This is a genomic window from Mycobacterium sp. NGS33, from assembly GCF_059812885.1.
In genome coordinates this window covers 550415-572339 of sequence record NZ_JCALDN010000002.1, presented here as the reverse complement: position 1 = coordinate 572339, position 21925 = coordinate 550415, and the positions used below count along the sequence as shown (strand labels likewise).

At 67.5% G+C, this 21925-nt stretch carries 22 protein-coding genes and 1 pseudogene; 11 read left to right on the top strand and 12 right to left on the bottom strand.

Going from position 1 to position 21925, the window contains the following annotated elements; translation table 11 throughout:
• Positions 1-19: 19 nt before the first annotated feature.
• Positions 20-817 (bottom strand): SDR family NAD(P)-dependent oxidoreductase, encoded by a 798-nt coding sequence (locus AC5Y5B_RS06725; protein WP_112631822.1) that lies wholly within the window; start codon positions 815-817, stop codon positions 20-22.
• A gap of 192 nt (positions 818-1009) precedes the next feature.
• Here AC5Y5B_RS06725 and AC5Y5B_RS06720 point away from each other — a divergent pair, with 192 nt between their 5' ends.
• Entirely contained in the window at positions 1010-1822 is an 813-nt protein-coding gene (locus AC5Y5B_RS06720) for a TetR/AcrR family transcriptional regulator (RefSeq protein ID WP_500004485.1), read from the top strand.
• 19 nt (positions 1823-1841) lie between these two features.
• Here the strand turns inward: AC5Y5B_RS06720 and AC5Y5B_RS06715 are convergent, their stop codons facing one another.
• Entirely contained in the window at positions 1842-2750 is a 909-nt protein-coding gene (locus AC5Y5B_RS06715; RefSeq protein WP_112631824.1) for an enoyl-CoA hydratase/isomerase family protein, read from the bottom strand.
• On the bottom strand, positions 2747-3442 hold the full coding sequence (locus AC5Y5B_RS06710) for a hotdog family protein (protein WP_112631825.1): 696 nt from the start codon (positions 3440-3442) through the stop codon (positions 2747-2749). The genes AC5Y5B_RS06715 and AC5Y5B_RS06710 overlap by 4 nt, the downstream gene beginning before the upstream one ends.
• A 122-nt stretch (positions 3443-3564) precedes the next feature.
• On the opposite strand from AC5Y5B_RS06710, the gene AC5Y5B_RS06705 reads away from it, so the two are divergent.
• From AC5Y5B_RS06705 to AC5Y5B_RS06680, 6 genes are all read left to right on the top strand, one after another.
• Entirely contained in the window at positions 3565-4386 is an 822-nt protein-coding gene (locus tag AC5Y5B_RS06705) for an enoyl-CoA hydratase/isomerase family protein (RefSeq protein WP_112631826.1), read from the top strand.
• A gap of 119 nt (positions 4387-4505) precedes the next feature.
• Positions 4506-5318, top strand: a complete 813-nt coding sequence (locus AC5Y5B_RS06700) for an enoyl-CoA hydratase/isomerase family protein (protein WP_112631827.1) — start codon at positions 4506-4508, stop codon at positions 5316-5318.
• Positions 5315-6100, top strand: coding sequence for an enoyl-CoA hydratase/isomerase family protein (locus AC5Y5B_RS06695; RefSeq protein WP_112631875.1), 786 nt, complete (start codon positions 5315-5317; stop codon positions 6098-6100). Before AC5Y5B_RS06700 ends, AC5Y5B_RS06695 begins: the two co-directional genes overlap by 4 nt.
• Positions 6100-7569: a class I adenylate-forming enzyme family protein gene (locus tag AC5Y5B_RS06690; RefSeq protein WP_500004478.1), complete on the top strand. Its 1470-nt coding sequence runs from the start codon at positions 6100-6102 to the stop codon at positions 7567-7569. Before AC5Y5B_RS06695 ends, AC5Y5B_RS06690 begins: the two co-directional genes overlap by 1 nt.
• Positions 7559-9127 (top strand): class I adenylate-forming enzyme family protein, encoded by a 1569-nt coding sequence (locus tag AC5Y5B_RS06685; RefSeq protein ID WP_500004476.1) that lies wholly within the window; start codon positions 7559-7561, stop codon positions 9125-9127. The genes AC5Y5B_RS06690 and AC5Y5B_RS06685 overlap by 11 nt, the downstream gene beginning before the upstream one ends.
• Positions 9120-10646 (top strand): class I adenylate-forming enzyme family protein, encoded by a 1527-nt coding sequence (locus tag AC5Y5B_RS06680; protein WP_500004473.1) that lies wholly within the window; start codon positions 9120-9122, stop codon positions 10644-10646. Before AC5Y5B_RS06685 ends, AC5Y5B_RS06680 begins: the two co-directional genes overlap by 8 nt.
• On the opposite strand, the gene AC5Y5B_RS06675 is transcribed toward AC5Y5B_RS06680, so the two are convergent.
• From AC5Y5B_RS06675 to AC5Y5B_RS06665, 3 genes and pseudogenes are all read right to left on the bottom strand, one after another.
• Complete coding sequence (locus AC5Y5B_RS06675; RefSeq protein ID WP_044486844.1) at positions 10643-11005, bottom strand: Rv1352/Rv1906c domain-containing protein; 363 nt, start codon at positions 11003-11005, stop codon at positions 10643-10645. The two genes, AC5Y5B_RS06680 and AC5Y5B_RS06675, sit on opposite strands and share 4 nt — an antisense overlap.
• A 76-nt stretch (positions 11006-11081) precedes the next feature.
• A pseudogene (locus AC5Y5B_RS06670) lies at positions 11082-11389 on the bottom strand (hypothetical protein).
• Position 11390: 1 nt separating this feature from the next.
• Positions 11391-12047 carry a DJ-1/PfpI family protein gene (locus AC5Y5B_RS06665; protein ID WP_500004471.1) on the bottom strand — a complete coding sequence of 219 codons (657 nt, stop codon included), beginning with the start codon at positions 12045-12047 and terminating at the stop codon, positions 11391-11393.
• 75 nt (positions 12048-12122) lie between these two features.
• Here AC5Y5B_RS06665 and AC5Y5B_RS06660 point away from each other — a divergent pair, with 75 nt between their 5' ends.
• The gene (locus AC5Y5B_RS06660) at positions 12123-13079 is read left to right on the top strand and encodes a GlxA family transcriptional regulator (protein ID WP_112631834.1); all 957 of its coding nucleotides are present in this window, start codon (positions 12123-12125) and stop codon (positions 13077-13079) included.
• On the opposite strand, the gene AC5Y5B_RS06655 is transcribed toward AC5Y5B_RS06660, so the two are convergent.
• The 5 genes from AC5Y5B_RS06655 to fabG are packed head-to-tail and all read right to left on the bottom strand — an operon-like array spanning position 13076 to position 18132.
• Positions 13076-13762, bottom strand: coding sequence for a GntR family transcriptional regulator (locus AC5Y5B_RS06655; RefSeq protein ID WP_500004469.1), 687 nt, complete (start codon positions 13760-13762; stop codon positions 13076-13078). The two genes, AC5Y5B_RS06660 and AC5Y5B_RS06655, sit on opposite strands and share 4 nt — an antisense overlap.
• A gap of 4 nt (positions 13763-13766) precedes the next feature.
• A complete protein-coding gene (locus AC5Y5B_RS06650; protein ID WP_112631836.1) occupies positions 13767-14960 on the bottom strand; it encodes an acyl-CoA dehydrogenase family protein in 1194 nt (397 codons plus the stop codon).
• 24 nt (positions 14961-14984) lie between these two features.
• Complete coding sequence (locus tag AC5Y5B_RS06645; protein ID WP_500004467.1) at positions 14985-16184, bottom strand: CoA transferase; 1200 nt, start codon at positions 16182-16184, stop codon at positions 14985-14987.
• Positions 16181-17401, bottom strand: a complete 1221-nt coding sequence (locus tag AC5Y5B_RS06640; protein WP_112631838.1) for an acetyl-CoA C-acetyltransferase — start codon at positions 17399-17401, stop codon at positions 16181-16183. Before AC5Y5B_RS06640 ends, AC5Y5B_RS06645 begins: the two co-directional genes overlap by 4 nt.
• Positions 17398-18132: a 3-oxoacyl-ACP reductase FabG gene (fabG, locus tag AC5Y5B_RS06635; RefSeq protein ID WP_500004772.1), complete on the bottom strand. Its 735-nt coding sequence runs from the start codon at positions 18130-18132 to the stop codon at positions 17398-17400. Before fabG ends, AC5Y5B_RS06640 begins: the two co-directional genes overlap by 4 nt.
• Before the next feature lie 131 nt (positions 18133-18263).
• Between fabG and AC5Y5B_RS06630 the strand changes: the two genes are divergently transcribed.
• The 3 genes from AC5Y5B_RS06630 to AC5Y5B_RS06620 are packed head-to-tail and all read left to right on the top strand — an operon-like array spanning position 18264 to position 20793.
• Positions 18264-19448 (top strand): acyl-CoA dehydrogenase family protein, encoded by a 1185-nt coding sequence (locus AC5Y5B_RS06630; protein ID WP_112631877.1) that lies wholly within the window; start codon positions 18264-18266, stop codon positions 19446-19448.
• Between the two features lie 40 nt (positions 19449-19488).
• On the top strand, positions 19489-20310 hold the full coding sequence (locus tag AC5Y5B_RS06625; RefSeq protein WP_112631839.1) for a mycofactocin-coupled SDR family oxidoreductase: 822 nt from the start codon (positions 19489-19491) through the stop codon (positions 20308-20310).
• A 54-nt stretch (positions 20311-20364) separates the two neighbouring features.
• Complete coding sequence (locus AC5Y5B_RS06620) at positions 20365-20793, top strand: pyridoxamine 5'-phosphate oxidase family protein (RefSeq protein ID WP_500004464.1); 429 nt, start codon at positions 20365-20367, stop codon at positions 20791-20793.
• A 5-nt stretch (positions 20794-20798) separates the two neighbouring features.
• Here AC5Y5B_RS06620 and AC5Y5B_RS06615 read toward each other — a convergent pair whose 3' ends face one another.
• Entirely contained in the window at positions 20799-21875 is a 1077-nt protein-coding gene (locus AC5Y5B_RS06615) for a phosphotransferase family protein (protein WP_500004460.1), read from the bottom strand.
• Between the last annotated feature and the right edge of the window lie 50 nt (positions 21876-21925).

The following is a 21925-nucleotide window of genomic DNA, read 5'->3' as shown; positions in this document are numbered from 1 at the left end:
GATTTCTTTTCAACCGCCGTCAGGTGAAGTCCGAACCGCCGTCGACGTTGATGTTGGCGCCGGTCATGTAGGAGTTGCGCCTCGAGGCGAGGAACGCGGCGACCGGGCCGATTTCGTCCGGCAAGCCCGCGCGCGGCATGTGCGCGGGATGACCGAAATGCTTGCCGATGGCCTCCATCAGGGCGTACGGGTCGTTGCCGTCGACCCCCACCGAATTCGCCCAGCCGATCAGCGATTCCGAGGCGATACTGCCCGGTGACACCACGTTGACCAGGATCTCGTCCTTGGCCAGCAGCAGGGACAGGTTCTTCGAAACGCTGGTCAGCATCGACTTCGCCGCGGTGTATGCAGGGAGCATGACGCTTTGCCGCTGCGTCGAGTGTGCGGAGAAGTTCACGATCCGAGCCCACGGCGCCTTGCGCAACAGCGGAAGCGCCGCACGGACGCAGCGCACCATTCCCAGCACGCCGTCTTCGACGGCTTGGCGCCACTGGTCGTCACTCAGCTGCTCGAACGTGCCGGCGGCGCCCGGGCCCACCGTGACCACCAACGCGTTGAGTTCGCCGCCCCATCGCTGGGCGAGCTCGCCGAACACCCTGCCCACCGCACCGTCGTCCCCGATGTCGGCGGTCAATCCGACCGCGTCCGGGCTACCGCGTTGCGTGAGATCGCTCAGCGCGGCGTCCAGGGCGTCGCGGCTGCGGCCGACCACCGCGACGCGGGCTCCCTCGTCGGCGAAGCAGCGTGCGGTCGCCAATCCCATGCCGCGACTACCACCGACTATCACCGCCGTGGCGTTCTCCAGCCCTAGATCCATCGCCTAATCCGTAGCCCCAGTCCGGTCATTTTCGCCTGTCCAGCCGGTTTACCAAAAAGCCTACGATAGGTATTACAGTAGCAGAGGGATAATGCGACACGAAGGCGTATACGCAGGTCAAAAGAGAAGTGCCGGTAAATTAAATCGTACCGGCAGCACGGCTGGCAGACCGCATGCACGGAACGGACTTTGATGGAGGTGCCCGTAGTGGCAAAACAGGCAACCGCCGATAAGCGTCAACGACGCGAACGCGGGTCCATCAATCCCGATGACATCATCAGCGGCGCATTCGGACTCGCGGAGCAGGTGTCGATAGACAACCTGAGCATGCCGCTGCTCGGCAAACATCTGGGCGTCGGTGTGACGAGCATCTACTGGTACTTCCGCAAGAAGGACGACCTGCTCAACGCGATGACCGACCGCGCGCTGAGCAAGTACGTATTCGCCACGCCCTATGTGGAAGCCAGCGACTGGCGCGAGACACTGGCCAACCACGCACGGCTGATGCGGAAGACGTTCATGGGCAACCCAATTCTGTGCGACCTGATTCTGATTCGCGCCGCGCTTTCTCCGAAGGCGGCGCGGATGGGAGCTCAGGAGATGGAAAAGGCGGTCGCCAATCTGGTGCAGGCCGGGCTGTCACCGGAGGATGCGTTCGACACCTATTCGGCGATCTCGGTACACGTGCGCGGTTCGGTCGTATTGCAACGCCTCTACGAAAAGAACCAATCGTCGGACGTCGGACCGCGAGCCATCGAAGATGCCGTTTCCATCGACCCGGAAAAGACCCCGCTGCTCGCGCAGGTAACCCGGATCGGCCACCGCATCGGCGCGCCCGACGAAACAAATTTCGAGTACGGGCTCACGTGCATCCTCGATCACGCCAGCCGGTTGATCGACGAGAGCAACGAATCCAAGGGCAGCAAAGCGGCGCCGGCGCGCCCGCGCAAGCCGGCCAAATCGACGACCCCTCGGGGCCGCACCAAGGCGGCGGCGGCCCGCTAGCTGCGCCCGAAACGGATTGTCACCCCTCGGGTTCCGGTACGTGGAAGTGCTCGTCACGTAACCGAAACGCTTCCCTGGCGCCGTGCTGCGCGCGGGTCTTGACGAAGTTGAATTCGCCCGGCCCGAACTGCAGGTTGGTGCCGAACGCGTGGAACAGATAGCTGGCGACCTCTTCGCCCTGGTAGGCCTGGCTCTGCTCGACAAGCCGGAACGCCTCCTTGGCGATGACGACCCCGTCGGCGGGCATCTTGGCCGCCTTCTCGGCCCAGTAGCGCGCCCTGGCCGTCACCGCGCCGGGTGCGCAGGTGTCGGTGAAGATTCCCAGGTGCTCGACCTCGCCCGCCTCGATGATGTCGCCGGTCAACAGCAGGCGCCGGGCCAGCACCGGCCCGAGCCGGTGAAAGAACATGTGCAAGCTGCCAAGCGCTGGGCCCAGGAATCGGGTCGCCGGCATGCCGATCTTGGTGTCACGCGCGATGACCGAGATGTCGGTCATCAACGCCATCTCGAAACCGCCGCCGAGCGCGTAACCGGCGATCTCCCCCACCGTCACCTTCGGGAAACCCATGAAATTGTGGTAGAAGCCAAACGACTTGCGGTCCACCGTAAGTCGCCGCCGCTGACTGGGTCGACGGTTGGCGGCGCGGCCGTCTTCGGCCGCCTGGCCCGGTGCCGTGGACGAGCCGTACCACCCGTAGGCGTTGTTCATGTCGGCCCCGGTGGAAAACACACCCTCGGCACCGCGCAGCAGCACCACCGTCAGGTCGTCGTCCTCGGCCACCCGATCCAGGCATCGGGCGACGGCCTCACGCATGGCCGCGTCGTAGGAGTTGCGCTGCTTGGGATTGTTCAGCGTGATGGTCGCGATGCGCCGATCGGGATCGACGTCGAAGAGCACGCGATCGTCAGAGCTGCTCGTGGCGGTCATGTGTCGGACTCCTTTCGGCGCTTGCCGAATCGCGATCCGGCAAGCTTCTCCGGCCGTGACGCCAACGTGTCGACCTCGCCGGTACATAGGACTTCGTCGTCGAGCGACAGCCGCCCGGTCGACGTGATGCCGCGTTCGCCCTCGGTGCGGGCAATGTCGAAGCGCAGCTCGGTCAACACCGGGGTCGGCCGTCGGAAGGTCACGACCAAGGATCGTGTCTTGCCGGACAGGCCGGTGACGCAATTGTGGTGCTGGATGACGCAGTCGAAGAAGACGCCCAGGAAGCCGCCGTGCACCAGTCCCGGCGGCCCTTCGTACACCAGCGGGAATTCGACACTGCCCGTGGCGGTTTCGGCGTCGAGTCGGTCGAACCGGTACTCGGGAAAGCACGGGTTGTACGCCCCGATGTCCGTCGCGTGGTTGAGATAGACACGGCGGGGATCGTCGGGCAGCTCGCCGATGCGCGGCGCGTTGTCCGTCGGCGCCGCGGCCGCCAGCTCGACTTCCCATTCGGCGAACATCTCCAGCATGGCGTCCACCGCGCGGTGTGGGTGCTCGAGGGATACCAGCAGCGAACTCAGGCGCCGCATGGCGGCGGCCGCCGCCACGGTCTGGGCAAGCGGCGCCTCGCCGAACCTCGTGTGGCCGCCGCCCGCCGACGCGGGCGTGGCATGCCCCTCCGACAAGGTCATATGTTGCCTCTTTCACCCCGGATTGTTTCGCAGGCAGCGTATCCTTGCTAACTTATACAGCGTATCAATCGTATTGCCTACTGTATGGGTAACCGTATCGGCAAGAAAGGCCGGATTCGACGGTGAGTCAGGGGGCCGACACGGCCGGTGCCGAGGGTTCGGTGACAGTGCATCGCGACGGTGCCGTGTTACTGGTGACGCTCGATCGCCCATCGCGGCGTAACTCGTTGACACAGTTGATGATCGGGACGCTGGTCGATGCGCTTACCGGTGCCGCGGCCGACGATTCGCTGCGGGCCGTTCACATCCGCGGAGCCGGCGATGACTTCTGCGCCGGCGCCGACTGGGTGGCCGCGAACGATCCCGGCGGCCAACGCCCCCGCGCCGGTGACCTGGTGCGCCGGATCCCACACGCCGCTCACCGCGTGATCGAGCTCGTCGCAACCATCCAGCTGCCGGTGGTGTGCAGCGTGCGGGGCTGGGCGGTGGGCTTTGGCTGCAATCTCGCGTTGGCCGCCGATTTCACCGTGGCCGCCGACGACGCGGTCTTCTGGGAGCCCTTCATCGACCGGGGGTTCAGCCCGGACTCGGGCTCCACCTGGCTGTTACCGCGGCTGGTCGGCGTGGCCCGGGCCCGGCGAATGCTGCTGCTCGGCGAGAAGGTGGGCGCGCCGGACGCAGCCGACTGGGGATTGATTCACCAGGCGGTCAGCGGCACCGACCTCGATCAGGCCGCCGAAAAGTTGGTGGACCGACTGGCGTCCGGACCGACGGCCGCGCTGGGACTGGCCAAGCAGGCCCTGAACTTCGGCCAGCATGCAACGCTGGGCCAGTCGCTGACCCAGGAGCTGTTCAACCTGGAACTATCCTGCCGAACAAGCGATTTCAAGGAGGGCCTGGAGGCTTTCCGGCAGCGACGGGATCCGGATTTCCGTGGACGCTAACCAGACGATCAACCACTCCAGGAGGCCGAGTGTGGTTGCCATGCACGGCAATTGCCGCGACTCCGTCCATAGGCCCGCCACTCGAGGACCGCACCAGGCGCTGCACGAAGGGATGACCGATGCCCACTGATTCGTTCGACACGATCAAATACGAAGTCGCTGGCCACACCGCGACGATCACGCTGAATCGCCCGGACGCCCTCAATGCGCTCAGCCCGCACATGATCACCGAACTGCGGGCCGCCTACGACGAGGCCGAAAACGACGACAATGTGTGGCTGACCATCGTCACCGGCACCGGTCGCGCGTTCTGCACCGGCGCCGACGTCAAGGAGATTCCCGAAGACGGCAAGGTGATCTACGAGCGGCCCTACCTGTCCACGTACGACCAGTGGGAGGCGCCCCAGGAGGGCACGCCGCCGTTTCGCACCACGGCCAAGCCGGTGCTGACCGCCGTGAACGGAATCTGCTGTGGCGCCGGCATGGACTGGGTCACGACGACCGACATCGTCATCGCATCCGAGCAGGCGACCTTCTTCGATCCGCACGTCAGCATCGGGCTGGTGGCCGGCCGCGAATTGGTGCGGGTGTCCCGGGTCTTGCCCCGCTCGATCGCGCTGCGAATGGCCTTGATGGGCAAGCACGAGCGGATGAGCGCGGCGCGCGCCTATGAACTCGGATTGATCAGCGAAATCGTCGAGCACGACCGCCTGCTGGAGCGGGCCCACGAGATCGCCGACATCGTCAATTCCAATGCGCCGCTGGCGGTCCGGGGCACCCGGCTCGCGATTCTCAAGGGCCTCAACGTACCGCTGCACGAGGCGGAGATACTCGCCGAAACCTTCCGCGAGCGGGTGCTGCGCACCGAGGACGCGGCCGAAGGCCCGCGGGCCTTCGTCGAAAAGCGCACGCCGAATTGGCAGTGCCGATGACGTTCGAAACCATTCTGCTCGAGGTCGACGCGAGCGACCACGTCGCCACGATCACGCTGAATCGCCCCGAACAGCTCAACGCGTTCAACCGCACCATGTGCGAGGAGATGGCCCGCGCGTGGCGCACGGTCAAACTCGACGACTCGGTGCACGCGGTCGTGCTGCGCGCCGCCGGCGACCGGGCTTTCAGCGCCGGGCTGGACATCAAGACGCCGTACGGCCAGCCCGAAAACATCTGGAACCACGAGGATCCCGGCGAAGCACTCAGTCCCAAGTGGCAGAAGATGTGGAAACCCGTGGTATGCGCGGTGCAGGGCATGTGCACCGCGGGCGGGTTCTACTTCGTCAACGAATCCGACGTGGTGATCTGCTCCGAGAACGCCACGTTCTTCGACTCCCACGTGTCCGCGGGCCTGGTCTGTGCCTTGGAGCCGATCGGCCTGATGCGCCGCATCGGCCTGGGTGAGACGTTGCGAATAGCGCTGATGGGCAACGACGAACGGGTCGGCGCCGACACCGCGCTGCGGATCGGATTGGTCTCCGAGGTCGTCGCCGCGGACCAGCTTTGGCACCGCGCCCACGAGATCGCGGCGACCATCGCCGCCAAGCCGCCGACCGCGACGGCCGGCACGGTGAAGGCGATCTGGGAATCGCTGGACAAGCCGTACCGCGCGGCAATGGAGCAGAACCTGATCTACACCCGGCTGGGAAACCCGCTGGGCACCGCGGAGCTGGGCGCTCAACACGATTCCGGCGCGGGCCGTACACCACAGATCCGCTGATGTCGCGTCACCCGCTGGCTCAACGCATCGCCGACGTGCTCGACCTGCAGCCGGACTCACACGCCATCGAGTATGGCGGACAGTGGATCTCCTGGGACCGGGTCGCCACGCTGGCACGCCGTATCGCCGCCGCTACCGGCGGAGCCGAAGTCGGGATGCTGCTGCGCAACCGTCCCGGGCACGTGGCCGCATTCCTGGGCGTCCTGCTGGGCGGTGGAACGGTGGTGGTCATCAACCCCTCTCGCGGTGACGAGCGCATCAAGGCCGACATCGCGGGGCTGCAGCTTCCGGTGATCGTCGGCGAGGCCGACGATCTGAGGGCGCTGGTGCCCGTGGGCACACCGGCCATCGCGATTGCGGGCGGGTTGGACGACGCCGAGGTCTCCGCGCCGCGCCTCGGCGACGCCGCCCCCCAAGCCGGTGTCGCCGTCCGCATGCTGACCAGCGGCACGACCGGGCCGCCCAAGCGGATCGATCTGAGCTACGACATGTTGGCGCGCAGCGTGATCGGCCCCGAGCCGGATCACGCGGTCTCGCCTACGGAGCTGCGCCGCGGCGTCGCGATCGTGAACTCGCCGTTGGTCCACATCGGCGGGGTGTTCCGGGTGCTGCAATGCATCGCCGAGGCGAGGCCGTTCGTGCTGCTGGAACGGTTCGAGCTGAACGCGTGGGCCGAGGCGGTGCGCAAGCACCGGCCCCGCGCGGCGTCGCTGGTGCCGGCGGCGCTGCGCACGGTATTGCACTCCGAGGTCCCGCGCGCCGACCTGGAGAGCCTGCGGGCCGTTACCTGCGGCACGGCGCCGTTGTCGGCCGAGGATGCCGATGCCTTCACCGAGAAGTACGGCATTCCGGTGTTGACCTCTTATGCGGCAACCGAATTCGGTGGCGGGGTGGCGGGCTGGACCCTCACCGACCATCAGCGGTACTGGAAGACCAAACGGGGCAGCGTCGGCCGGGCCAATCCGGGCGCCCAGCTGCGGGTGGTCACCGAGGACGGAACGCCCCTGGGCCCGGGCGAAGTCGGCCTGCTGGAGGTCAAACCGGGCCAGCTGGGACCTGCCGCGCCATGGATGCGGACCACCGATATGGCGCGCATCGACGCCGACGGGTTTCTGTGGATCGTGGGCCGTGCCGACCAGGCGATCATCCGCGGCGGTTTCAAAGTGATGCCCGACGACGTCCAGGCCGCCCTGGAGAGCCACCCCGCGGTGGCCGGCGCGGCCGTGATCGCCCGCCCCGATGAGCGGCTCGGCGAGACGCCCGTCGCCGTGGTCGAGCTCCGAGAGGGGGCATCGTCCGACGCCGACGCCCTGGTCGAGCATCTGCGCGGGCGACTGGCGCGCTACGAGGTTCCCACCGAAATCGTGATCGTCGACAGCATCCCCCGAACACCGTCGGGCAAGGCCGATCTCCTCGCGATCCGAGTCCTTTTCGGCGACCCCGCAGCGCGGCACGACCATGCCCGTTGAGCCGTTGACCGTCGCCGAGGTCCTGCGGTGTCAAGCCAGCCGGCGCGGCGATCACCCGCTTCTGGTGTGCGACAGTGACCGCATCAGCTATGCCGCCGCCGATCACCGGTCGGCGGAGCTCGCCCGCGGCCTGATCGCCCTGGGCGCCGGCAAGGGAACCCATGTGGGGGTCCTCTATCCGAACGGAGCCGAGTTCGTCGTGGGGATGCTGGCCGCGGCGCGAATCGGTGCGGTGGTGATCCCGTTCTCCACCTTCGCCACCGCCCGCGAGCTGCGCGAGCAACTGGTCGACAGCGATGTGGAAATCTTGTTGACCGCCGCATCCTTTCGCTCTCACGACTACGTCCAACGGCTGTCCGAAATTCTCTCGGGCGCCGATCTCGATTCCCGATTGTTCTGTGTCGCAGCGCCGCAGCTGCGCCACGTCGCGGTCACCCACGAGAAGGTGTGCGGGCTCGGTGATTCCGTCGACCCCGCGCTCCTGGCGGCGACGGAAGATGACGTCGCAGAATGCGATCCGCTGACGATCGTGTACACCTCGGGCTCCACGAGCGCCCCCAAGGGAGTCGTGCATACCCACGGCGCCCTGCTGGCGCACCAACGAAATCTCAACCTGATCCGCGGTTTGACGTCCGACGACAGATTGTTCTGCAATTCGCCGTTCTTCTGGATCGGCGGACTCGCGTTCGGTCTCCTTGCGACGCTGCTGGCCGGATCGACCTTGGTGTGCTCCAACGCCACCGATGCCGGGGAGACCCTCGACCTGCTGGAAGCCGAAAAGCCAACCGTGACCAACGGCTTCGCGGCCGCGGTCGCCCACCTGGCCGTCCACCCGAGCTTCGCGCAACGCGATCTGTCGTCGATGCGGCGCGGCAACCTGTACCCGATCATGGCTCCCGACGCCCGCCCGGCCGACCCGGAACTACGGCACAACATGCTGGGCATGACCGAGGCCGGCAGCGTCGTGCTGATCGGCGACGACGAATCCGACCAACCCGAGCACCGGCGCGGCTCATTCGGCAAGCCGGCACCGGGATTTCAGATCAAGGTCATCGACCCCGGCACCGCGACCGATCTTCCCGCCGGCGAGGTCGGCGAGCTGTGCCTTCGCGGGCCGTACCTGATGCAGCGCTACTACAAGCGCAGCCGGGAAGAGTGTTTCGATGCCGACGGCTGGTTCCACACCGGCGACCTGGTGCGCGTCGATGCGGACGGATTCGTCTACTTCACCGGCCGGCTCGGCGCGATGATCAAGACGGCGGGCGCCAATGTCTCGGCGGCCGAGGTGCAGAACGCCATCAGCAGGGCCACCGACGGAGCGCCGGCTTACGTGTTCGGCCTGCCCGACGTCCAGCGCGGGCAGGTTGTCGCCGCGGTGGTTGTCCAGCCGGACGGGGCCGCAGCTTTCGACGAAGCCGCTATGGTGGCGCGGCTCAAAACGGAACTGTCCACCTACAAGATTCCCAGGAGGTTCGTCACCCTCCGCGGCGCCGACGTTCCGCTGCAGCCCAGCGGCAAGGTCGACATGCGACGTCTCCGAGAGCTGTTCGATGTCTAACACCATCGACCGACTGGTGCGGTTTCGGGCCGACCGCGACGGCGACAAACCGATGGTGGTCGACCCCACCTCCCGGTTGACCTACCGCGAACTCGATTTCGCCACCCGCGATTTGGCAGCGGCCTTGGTCGAAGCCGGCGTGGGCAAGGGCACCCGGGTGGGACTCATCATGCCCAACGGCACCCGTTGGGTGCGGGTCGCGATAGCGCTTACCCGCATCGGCGCGGTCCTGGTCCCGCTGAGCACCCTGCTCACGGCCGGTGAACTGGCCGCGCAGCTGCGGGTGGCCTCCGTGCAATTCTTGATCAGCGTCGAGGAGTTCCGCGGCCACCGTTACCTCGATGACCTTCGGGCGGAGGGCCGATCCGAACTGCCTGCGTTGCGCCAGGTTTGGCCCGCCGACCGGGTCGATGCCGCGTCCGCGGGTGAGGGTGCCCGCGACATCCTCGACGCCATGACGGCGACGGTCACACCCGCCGACCCGCTGGTCATCATGTTCACCTCGGGCAGCAGCGGATCCCCCAAGGGAGTCATCCACTCGCACGGCAACGCGTTGGGCGCCGTGCGATCGGGTCTCGCGGCGCGGTGCATCACCGATCGGACCCGCCTGTATCTGCCGATGCCCTTCTTCTGGGTGGGCGGCTTCGGCAGCGGAATACTCTCGGCATTGCTGGCCGGCGCCACCCTGGTGACCGAGGAGATCCCCCGGCCCGAGGCGACCCTGAAACTGCTGGAAGACGAACGGGTGACGCTGTTTCGGGGCTGGCCGGATCAGGCCGAGGCATTGGCACGGCACGCCGCCCAGGTCGGCGCCGACCTGTCGGCTCTACAGGCGGGAAGCCTGCAGGCGCTGCTGCCGCCCGGGCAGCGGGCCCGGCCCGGCGCGCGGGCGACGCTGTTCGGCATGACCGAGGCCTTCGGCCCGTACTGCGGTTATCCCGCCGACACCGACATGCCCGCGTCGGCGTGGGGCAGCTGCGGAAAACCATTCCCCGGCATGGAGGTCCGCATCGTCGACGTCGACAGCGGCGCGCCCGTCGAAGTGGGGGCCACCGGGATGATCCACATCCGCGGACCGCACACGCTGCGCGGCATCTGCGGGCGCACCCGTGAAGACCTGTTCACCGCCGACGGCTTCTACCCCACCGGTGACCTCGGCCACCTCGACGACGACGGATTCCTGTTCTACCACGGGCGATCCGACGACATGTTCAAAGTCAGCGGTGCGACCGTCTACCCCAGCGAGGTCGAGCGGGCGCTGCGCACGATCGACGGCGTCGACTACGCCGTCGTCACCAACGTTGCGGGCGGCTCGGGGGAACGCGTCGGCGCGGCGGTGGTGTGCCGCACGCTGACCGCCGAGCAGCTGCGCGCCCGTGCTCGAAGTGTGTTGAGCGCCTTCAAGGTCCCGACGGTGTGGTTACTGCTGGACTCCGACGACGACGTTCCGCGCGGCGGAACCGGCAAGGTCGACGTCCGCCGGCTGCGCGAGATGTTGATCGACGCGGCCCCGCCCTAGGGCACCCGCGTCCACGGCTGGCAGTTCTGCGACTCGAACGCCTTGATCGTGGTGTTGATGTTCGCGAACATCGGACCCACGGACATGTTCGTCTGGACCACATGGTCCTTGTTCGCGTCGGGCGTGCTGTAGGTGAACCACGCGCACATCGAGTCCTGAGTCGGCACGTTGTTGATCCAGACCCCGAAGGTCGACGCCGAGCCGGCCGTTCGGTACAGACCCGGCGCAATGTCGGGGCCGACGACGAAGACACCATTGCCGGGTATCGGGTCGACCGGGTCGGCGACGACCGTCGGCGCGGCGGCGATCGCCGTCACGGTCGCAACGAGTAGGGCCGACGCGCGAAGCATTGCGGGCATCTTCTTCTCTCCGTCCGTGGCCCACCCTGCTGGCAGCGTATGCCCAACGTCGCTGTGCGACAAGAGATGGCGCCGGCTAGCGTCGAGTCCCGGTTACCGCCGAGCGTGGCAGCCGGCCCGCGCGCGAATGCCCGCTCAGGGCGTCGTCCCGCACCACGACGTCGAAATTTAGGTTGAGCCGCATCGGCTTGGTCACCGACTGTCGCCACGTGAGGCGAGTGCCGCCGTCGGCCGTTTCGCACGTAACGTGTTGCAAGGCAACGGTTTCATCTTGTAGGTCGCCGTGCCGGCGACCCCGTCGCGCGATCGGGTGAACGCGTACAGCACCGGCAAGGTGCCGATCGGGGTTTTGATCGTCACGTCCCAGTGGCCTTCGATGCTCAACCTAAACCTCCACCGGTTCGCGGCCGACGGGTCGCCACACCGTGCCCCGCCGCTCGTATTCGAAGAGTTGCTCGACGGCATGGGCGATTCGCGGGCCATAGAAGCGATCGAGCAGATGCAGGCCCAGGTCGAGTCCCGAGGTGACGCCGCCCGCCGTGACCAGGTCCCCATCGTCGACGACGCGGGCCACCACCGGATGCACGCCCGCCGCCTCCAGCAGGTCCAGACCCAGGTGGTGTGTCGCCGCGCGCCGCCCTTCGATGAGCCCCGACATCGCCATCACGATGGAGCCGCCACACACCGCCGCCACTGTCATGTCCGCGTTGCCGAATGCTTTGTGCAGCAGCGGAGTCAGCTCGCTGTCAGCCGCTCGGCCCAACAACACCGGGATGGTCTCGACCCCGTCATCGGGGTCACCGACGGTGGGCCCACTGGCGCCGGGCACGATCACGCAGCCCGGCTCGGACGGATCGAGCCGGGCGGTGGCGGTCAACGCGAGACCACGCGTGCCGCTTGTCACGGTGCGCGGTCCTTCGGCCGCCACCAACGTCACCGCGAGGTCGCCCGAGACCATGTCGCTGCCGGCGGCGAGGACTTCGAAGGGCGCGATGACGTCGAACGGGTCGAACCCGTCGTACAGAACGATTTGCGCATGCACCCGGCCATGGTCACCGGTCGCCGCGCATCACACCAGTGGCTGGATTGCCACCTTCCACCGGTATATTGCCAAGCCATGCACGCCGTCGCGATCCTGGCCGAGCCGGATGTCATCGCGTTCGACCTCGCCATGGCGATCGAGGTGTTCGGCCGTGTCCGGCTCGCCGACGGGAGGCCCGGCTACCGGGTGCGCGTGTGTGGCTGCGAACCTCTCGTGGCGGCCGGGCCGATCGGGATCGCGACGGACCATGGGGTGGACGAGCTCGCCGCGGCGGACACCATCGTGGTGCCCGGCCGCAACGACGTCGCGGCGCCGGTTCACGACGATGTGATTGCCGCACTGAAGTCCGCTTACCGCAATGGCATTCGCATCGCCTCCATTTGTAGTGGCGCCTTCACGGTGGCCGCCGCGGGCATTCTCGACGGCAAACGGGCAACCACTCACTGGGTGGCGGCGGAACTGTTCGCGGCGCGCTATCCGACCGTCCGGCTCGATGCCGACGCGCTGTACGTCGACGAGGGCCAAGTGCTCACCTCGGCCGGGGCGTCCGCCGGATTGGATCTGTGCCTGCACATGGTCGCCCGCGACTACGGTTCGGCCGCGGCCGCCGACGCCGCCCGGCTCGCCGTCACCCCGCTGCACCGCAGCGGTGGCCAGGCACAATTCATCATCCGCAATCGCCGGAGGTCCAACACCGAGCTGGACGACGTATTGGTCTGGATCGAGAACAACGCGCACCTGCCGCTGACCCTGCGCGACATCGCGCGCCGGGCGTCCAGCAGCGAGCGGACGATCAACCGCCGGTTCAAGAGCGAGACCGGCCACACCCCCATGCAGTGGGTCAACAACGTCCGGATCAGGCACGCGCAGCAGCTCCTGGAGAGCACCGGCGACAGCATCGAAACCATCGCTCGCCGAACGGGTTTCGCGTCGTCGACGAACTTCCGTGAGCAGTTTCGCCGACTGGCGGGAGTGTCGCCGCAGACTTATCGGCACACGTTTCGGGACCAGGACACCCGCGGGCGCGACTAGGCCAGCGGGCCGTCGTCGGCCACCACCCCGCGCGCCACCAGGTGATCGATCAACGGAACCGCCCCGGCCGCAAGATGTTCCGACATCGCCGCGCGGGCAAGCGTGCCGTCACGCTTCTTCAGCGCGGACAGGATCCGCCGATGGTCCTGCATCGATTGCTCCGGCCAGCCCTCGATGGCGGGGAACACCGACTCGGGGGCATAACGGGTGATCTGCGACATCAGCTGGGCGAGCTTGGGCGAGTCCGCCGCGACATTGATGGCGCGGTGAAATTCGTGGTTCAGCCGGACGGTGCGCTCGTGTTCGCCGCCGGCGTAGGCGTCTTCGAGCTGCGCCTGGATCTTCTTGAGCTCGTGCAGCTGGTCGTCGGTGATGTTGATCGCCGCCCGCGCCGCCAATTCGCCGCCGACGTGGGCCTGCACGTTCGCCACGTCGGTGACGTCGCGTCCGGTCACCGGCAACACCGCGAAGCCCCGACGGGGTTGCTGGTTGATCAGGCCTTCGGCGCACAGCGCGAACAGCGCCTCACGCACCGGTGTGACACTGATGCCCAACTCCGCGGCCAATTGGTCCAGCCGGACGTACGATCCGGCCGCGTACGTGCCGTCGAATATCCGCCCGCGGATGATCCGCGCGACGTCCTCCGAAAGTTGAGGCCGCGCAGCGAAATCCGGAACGCTCATCTGCCTACACCTGGTACTCGGCGAGCAGTCGCTTGCTGATGATGTTCTTCTGGATCTCGCTGGTGCCCTCGCCGATCAGCAGGAAGGGCGCGTCGCGCATCAGCCGCTCGATCTCGTATTCCTTGGAATATCCGTAACCGCCGTGGATCCGGAAACTCTGCTGGGTGACCTCGGCGCAATATTCGCTGCACAGGTATTTGGCCATGCCGGCGGCGACGTCGTTGCGCTCGCCCGAATCCTTCAGGCGCGCGGCGTTGACCATCATCAGGTGGGCCGCTTCGACCTTGGTCGCCATCTCGGCCAGTTGGAACGCGATCGCCTGGTGCTCGGCGATCGGCTTGCCAAAGGTCGCGCGTTGTTGGGCGTAGCGCACCGCGAGCTCGAAGGCGCGGATCCCCACACCGCACGCCCGCGCCGACACGTTGACGCGGCCGACCTCGATCCCGTCCATCATCTGGAAAAAGCCCTGCCCGGTGGTGCCGCCGAGGACGTCGTCGGCCCCGGCCCGGTAGCCGTCGAAGATCATCTCGGTGGTTTCGATGCCCTTGTAGCCCAGCTTCTCGATCTTGCCCGGGATGTGCAGGCCGGCAACGACTTCGCCGAAACCGACCGGCTTTTCCACCAGGAACGCGGTGAGGTTGCGGTGCGGCTTGTCCGAACCCTCGTCGGTGCGCACCAGCACCGCCACCAGCGTGGAGGTGGCGCCGTTGGTGAGCCACATTTTCTGGCCGTCGATGGTGTAGGTGCCGTCGTCGTTGCGTCGCGCCCGGGTGCGGATCGCGGCCACGTCGGAACCCAGTTCCGGCTCGGACATCGAGAAGGCGCCGCGTGTCTCGCCGGCCGCCATCCGCGGCAGGAACCGTTGCTTCTGTTCGTCGGTGCCGTGCTGGCGCAGCATGTACGCCACGATGAAGTGGGTGTTGAGCACGCCGGAGACGCTCATCCAACCGCGCGCCAGTTCCTCGACGCACAGCGCGTAGGTCAGCAGCGATTCTCCGAGCCCGCCGTACTCCTGGGGAATCATCAGACCGAACAGGCCCATCTCCCGCATCTGATCCACGATCGCCTGCGGGTAGGTGTCAGCGCGTTCCAGCTCGGCCGCGTGCGGAATGACCTCCTTCTCGACGAATTGCCGTACCGTGGCGATGATCTCGGTTTGGAGGTCGGTCAATCCGAGGGTCTGGGCGAGTTTGGCCATGTGCCGTGGTTCCCTTCCGGCTGCTCAGCAGGCGATGGTCTTGGCGTCCGTCAGGCGCGCGATGTCGGCGGCGCTCAACCCCAGACGCGCGAGGACGTCGGCCGTGTCCTGTCCCAGGGCCGGTGCCGGCGCGCTGGGCGGATGGCTGCCGTCGAATGCGGCAGGCAGGCCCGGCGCGAAGTACTCGCCGAGACCGGGCTGGCGCAGTCGGGAAAAGAGCGGATTGTCAGTCACTTTCGGTCCCGCGGCGACCTCGGCGAAGGTGCGGTACCGCTCGAAGAGCACCGTGGTGTCGGCCAGCGCGGCGGTGATCTCGGCGGCGGTGTGGGCGCTGAACCAGGTGGCGAACAGGCTCGACAGCACGTCGCGATAGCGGTAGCGGTCGCCTTCGGACCCGAAATCGGCGCCCAGCGCCTCGGCGAGCGCCGACACCGCGTCGCCGGTGCCCGTCACCGCGAGCAGATCGCGAAAGTGCCGGCCGGTCAGGGTGACCACCATGAACCTGGCCCCGTCGCTGCTGGTGAAGTCCTGCCCGTACTGGCCGTAGATGGCGTTGCCCAGCCGTTCGCGTTGTGTCCCAGTGACTTGCGGCTCGGTCAGCAGCCCCAGGTTCGCCGCGGTGGCCAGGGCGACGTCCTCGAGCGCCAGGCTGATCCGGGTCCCCGCCCCGGACCGTTCGCGGTGGCGGACGGCGGTGACGACGGCCAGCGCGGCGTACAGTCCGCAGCACACATCCCAGGCCGGTAGCACGTGGTTGATGGCGCCGGCATGATCGGCCGGACCGGTGACGAGCGGATAGCCCAGCCCCGCGTTGACGGTGTAGTCCACTCCGGTGGAGCCGTCACCGCGCCCGAGCAACTGAACGTGAATCACGTCGGGGCGCTTGGCCGCCAAGACCTCGTGGCTGAGCCAGGACAATCCCGCGGCGTTGGTCACCACGACGCCGTCGCCCTCGGTGATCAGCCGCTGGACCAGTTCGTGACCGTCCGGGGACCGCAGATCGATGGTGGCCGACCGCTTCCCCTTGTTCAGGCCGGTCCAGTAGATCGAGGTGCCGTCCGCCGCCAGCGGCCACCGCTGGACATCGGACGCGCCGCCGATCGGATCGATTCGGATGACCTCCGCGCCAAGCTGATTCAGCGTCATGCCGCACAGTGGCGCGGCGACGAAACTCGACACCTCCACGACGGTGAGGCCGTCCAGCGGCAACGCCCGATCGGTCATTTCGGCGCGACCCGCTCGAAGACGGCAGCCAATCCCTGGCCGCCGCCGATGCACATAGTCTCAAGGCCGTAGCGCGCCTGGCGGCGATGGAGTTCACGCGCCAGGGTGGCCAGCATCCGCCCGCCCGTCGCACCCACCGGATGTCCCAGCGAGATCCCCGAACCGTGCACGTTGGTGCGCTCGTGATCGGCGGCGCCGAACTTCCATTCCCGCATCACCGCAAGCGCTTGCGCGGCAAAGGCCTCGTTGAGCTCGATGAGGTCGATGTCGGACAGCCGCAGACCCGCCTTGGCCAGCGCCACCTCGGTCGCGGGCACCGGCCCGATGCCCATGACCTTGGGCGCGATTCCCGCCACGCCCCACGACACCAGGCGCACCAACGGCTTCAGGCCGTATTCGTCGGCCTTCTCCGGTGTGGTGACCACGCACATCGAAGCCGCGTCGTTCTGCCCACTGGCGTTGCCGGCGGTGACGGTGGCCTCCGGATCCTCTTTCACCAGAACGGGTTTGAGCTTGCCCAGCGATTCGACCGAGGTGTCGGCGCGCGGGTGCTCGTCGGTGTCGATGAGTTCCTCACCGGTGCGGGTGGGCACCGCGACCGGGATGATCTCCTCGACCAGAATGCCGTCCTTCTGCGCGGCGACGGCACGCTGATGGGATCGCACCGCCAGCTCGTCCTGTTCCCGGCGCGAAATACCGTACTGGCGGCGCAGATTCTCGGCCGTCTCCAGCATTCCCCCCGGCACCGGGTAGTTCCGCCCGCCGGCGGTCGTGCGCCCCCGGGCCAGCCCGTCGTGCACCCGCACACCGGTGCGGGCCCCGCCCCAGCGCATGTCGGTGGAATAGAAGGCGACGTTGCTCATGCTTTCGCAACCCCCGGCGACCACGAGGTCGTTGTCCCCCGCGCCCACCTGCAGGCAGGCCTGGATCACCGCCTGCAGGCCCGAGCCGCACCGCCGGTCGACCTGCATGCCCGGAACCGTTACCGGCAGGCCGGAATCCAGCGCCACCACGCGCCCGATCGCGGGCGCATCGCTGTTGGGGTAGCAGTGGCCGAGGATCACGTCCTGGACGGCGTCGGGCGCCAGCCCGGTCCGCTCCAGCAGCCCATTGAGCGCGGTGACACCGAGGTCGACGGCGCTGAGCGCCTTGAACATTCCGCCGTAGCGGCCGATCGGGGTTCGAACGGGTTCGCAGACGACGGCCTCGACACTCATAGGTGGCGGCCGCCGGTGATTTCCATGACCGTGCCGGTCATATACGACGACAGATCCGACGCCAGGAACAACGCCACGCTGGCGACCTCACTGGGCTCACCCGCGCGGCCCAGCGGCACCTCGGCGACCTTGGAATCCCAAATGCGCTGTGGCATAGCCTCTGTCATCGCCGAGCGGATCAGTCCGGGTGCGATGGCGTTCACCCGGACGCCGAGGTAGGCCAGCTCCTTGGCGGCGGCCTTGGTCATGCCGACGATGCCGGCCTTGGCCGCCGAGTAGTTGGTCTGGCCGATCATGCCGACCTTGCCGGACACCGAGGACATGTTGATGATGGCGCCGCGCTTGTTCTCCCGCATGACGGCCGCGGCCAGCCTGGTGCCGTTCCACGTCCCCTTCAGATGCACGTTGATGACCTGATCGAACTGCTCCTCGGTCATCTTGCGCATCGTCGCGTCGCGGGTGATCCCGGCGTTGTTGACCATGATGTCCAGGCCGCCGAAACGCTCGACCGCGGTCTGGATCAGGGTTTCGACGTCGGAGGACTTGGTGACGTCGCACCGGACGGCCACTGCCACGTCGTCGCCGCCCAACCGCTTGGCCACGACCTGGGTTTCCTCGAGGTTGACGTCGCCGAGCACCACTCGCGCGCCCTCGGCGACGAAGCGCTCCGCGATGGCCAGACCCAGCCCCTGCGCTCCGCCGGTGATTACCGCGGTCTGACCCGTCAGCATCGCCACTGTCGATCACCCATCCTTCACTGTCGTTCGCCTCCACCGGGCACGTCTGAAGCAAATATCATATTTGATATAGGATCCTGCTCTGAACCCGGGTGCCCCCGGATCCAGAGAGGAGTGTGGAGCCCATGGCCACCGCCGAAGTCGCGGAAGTCTCCGACGAGGACTTCCGCGAGATCCTCGCTCAGACAAGGCAATTCGTACGCAGTGTGGTCGTCCCCCGCGAGCAGGAGATCCTGGACACCGACCGCGTGCCCGACGATCTGCGCGACGAGGCCAAGAAGATGGGCCTGTTCGGCTACGCGATCCCCCAGGAGTGGGGCGGCCTTGGCCTCAACCTGATGCAGGACGTCGAGCTGGCGATGGAGCTGGGCTACACGTCGCTGGCCCTGCGGTCGATGTTCGGCACCAACAACGGCATCGCCGGGCAGGTGCTGGTGGGGTTCGGCACCGACGAACAGAAATCCCGCTGGCTGGAGTCGATCGCGTCCGGCGACGTCGTCGCCTCCTTCGCGCTCACCGAACCCGGCGCCGGATCGAACCCCGCCGGCTTGCGCACCAAGGCCGTTCGTGACGGCTCCGAACAAGGCGGGGACTGGGTGATCTCCGGGCAGAAGCGCTTCATCACCAACGCGCCCGTCGCCGATCTGTTCGTGGTGTTCGCGCGCACCCGGCCCGCCGACGACCAGGGTCCGGGGATCGCCGTCTTTCTGGTGCCGGCGGACGCCGCGGGCGTCGAGGTGGGCGCCAAGGACGCCAAGATGGGCCAGGAAGGCGCCTGGACGGCCGACGTCAACTTCACCGACGTCCGCGTCGGTCCCGAGGCGCTCGTCGGCGGCAGTGAAGATCACGGATACCGAGCGGCCATGACCTCGTTGGCCCGCGGCCGGGTGCACATCGCCGCCCTCGCGGTGGGCGCCGCGCAACGCGCGCTCGACGAATCGGTGTCCTACGCCGCCACCGCGACGCAGGGCGGAACGCCCATCGGCAGCTTCCAGTTGGTGCAGGGCATGCTCGCCGACCAGCAGACCGGGGTGATGGCGGGCCGCGCGCTGGTGCGCGAGGCGGCCCGCCTGTGGGTCGCCGGCGAGGATCGCCGGATCGCGCCCTCGGCCGCCAAGGTCTTCTGCACCGAGATGGCCGGCAACGTCGCGGACCTCGCGGTGCAGATCCATGGCGGCGCCGGTTACATGAGAGGCGTTGCCGTCGAACGCATTTACCGTGACGTGCGCCTGCTGCGGCTGTACGAGGGCACCAGTGAGATTCAGCGTTTGATCATCGGATCGAACCTCGTCAAGGCGGCGCAACGATAAACCTGGCCGCGCAACGGTCGAAACCAGCAGAGGAGCAACGATGAGCGGCAGGCTTGCCGGAAAAGTGGCATTCATCACCGGCGCGGCCCGGGGCCAGGGTCGGGCGCACGCGGTGCGCCTGGCTTCCGAAGGCGCCGACATCATCGCCGTCGACATCGCCGGCAAGCTCCCGTCCTGCGTGCCCTACGATCCGGCGACTCCCGATGACCTGAGCGAAACGGTGCGCCTGGTCGAAGCCGCGAATCGCCGGATCATCGCCTCGGTCATCGACACCCGCGACTTCGACGGTCTGCGAAAGGTCGTCGCCGACGGCGTCGCCGAGCTGGGCCGGCTGGACGTCATCGTCGCCAACGCCGGGGTCGCGGCTCCGCAGGCATGGGATGAGATCACACCGGAGAATTTCCGTGACGTCATGGACATCAATGTGACCGGCACCTGGAACACCGTGATGGCCGGTGCGGACAAGATCATCGAGGGCGGCCGGGGCGGGTCGATCATCCTGATCAGTTCCGCGGCCGGTATGAAGATGCAGCCGTTCATGATTCACTACACCGCCAGCAAGCATGCGGTCACCGGGCTGGCGCGGGCCTTCGCCGCGGAACTGGGCAAGCATTCGATCCGGGTCAACAGCGTGCACCCGGGTCCGGTGAACACCCCGATGGGTTCCGGGGACATGGTCACGGCGGTGGGCAAGACCATGGAGACCAACCCCCAGCTGTCGCACGTCCTCACCCCGTTTCTGCCCGACTGGGTCGCCGAGCCGGAGGAGATCGCCGACACCGTGTGCTGGCTTGCCAGCGACGAATCACGCAAGGTCACCGCGGCCCAGATCCCGGTCGATCAGGGCTCGACGCAGTACTGAGCGCCCTTCGGGCGGATCGGGAATAGCTCCACCGCCCGGGCGTTTGCACTCGTCATGAAAGCCTTCACCGAATCCGAGCGCCAGGAATTCCTCGCCGACAAGCATGTGGCCGTGCTGTCCGTCGCCGCCACCGAAGGCCGGCCGCCGGCCAGCGTGCCGATTTGGTACGACTACACCCCCGGCGGAAACATCCGGATCATGACCGGGGCGTCGAGCCGCAAGGCGCGCCTCATCGAGCGGGCGGGGGCGGTGACGGTGGTGGTGCAGCGCGAGGAGCCGCCGTATCAGTACGTGGTGGTCGAGGGCACGATCATCGAGACCACCAAGCCGGCCCCGGTCGACGTGGCGGAGACGGTCGCCATCCGTTATCTCGGCGAGGAAGGTGGGCGCGCATTCGTGCGCAGCATGGAAGGCGTCGAGGAGGTGCTGTTCACCATCCGCCCGGACCGCTGGCTCAGCGCCGACTTCACCGGCGACCTGTAGAGCGTTCAGCCGATCAGCTCCAGCGTCCCGAGCTCGCGGATCGCCCGGCAGCCGCGGCTGAGCATGGCCAGCACCATGTCGTCGCCGCGCTCGGTGGCGGCGGCGAACGCGAACCCGAGCGCGGAGATCAGCGGGGCCTGCAGCACCCCGAGCCGGTAGTCGCGCCAACAGGTTTCGCGGTCGTAGTCGCCGACCCCGCCGGCCGTCAGCGCGCGGTGATAGTCGGCGACGAGGCCCTCTTCGATGTTCGCGCGCAGTTGCGGATTGAGGCTGGTCGCGGTGAAGTACGCGAGATCCCGGGTCGGCAGACCCACGCCGAGCGTCTGCCAGTCCACTACGCTGACCCTGGTCCGCTCCGGATCGAACAGCAGGTTGTCCAGGCGATAGTCGCCGTGTAGCAGGGCGAACCGGTCATACTCGGACAACAGCCAGGGCGCGATCAAACGCATTGCCGCACTGAAGGTATCGCGATCTGCGGCGCTCATCCGCTCGCCCAGCTTGTCCAGCGTGATGTCGGCGCTCACCTTCGCCACCTCGCCCATGCCGTCCGCACCGGCCTCATCCGGCCGGCCAAACGCGATGCCGGGGAAATCGAGCCAGACGGGATCGCACCAACTGGGTGCATGCAGGCCTGCCAGCGCGGTAACCGCAAGGCGCGCCTCGGTTTCCCCGCAGCCGACGAGCTGATCGCCCTGCACCGCCGGCGCCTGATCGGCGAGCAGTAGGGCGAAATCCATTGCATCGTCGGTGATCTCGGAGTAGAAGCATCGTGGCGTGGGCACCTGCACCCGATCGACCACCGAGGAATAGAACGCGCATTCGCTGCGGTACCCGATGACCACCCGGTCGCGCACGGTGTCGTCCTGGGCGGGCAGCTTGATCACGAAGGTCTGCGGCAGGTCCCCAGGATCCGTCGCATAGCGAGCGGTGACCCGGTAGGTCGCCCCGGTCTGTCCGGTGCCGATCGCGACCACGTCGACGTCGGCGACCTCCACGGGTGCGCCGCCGCCGGACAGCGCGGCCGACAACCACTGCGGGGTCACGTCGCCGGGGTATCGCGGGATGGACAGCACAGCACTCATAACCAGCACGCCTCCTGTACGCGGACAGCTCCGTCCGACTGACAAACTGT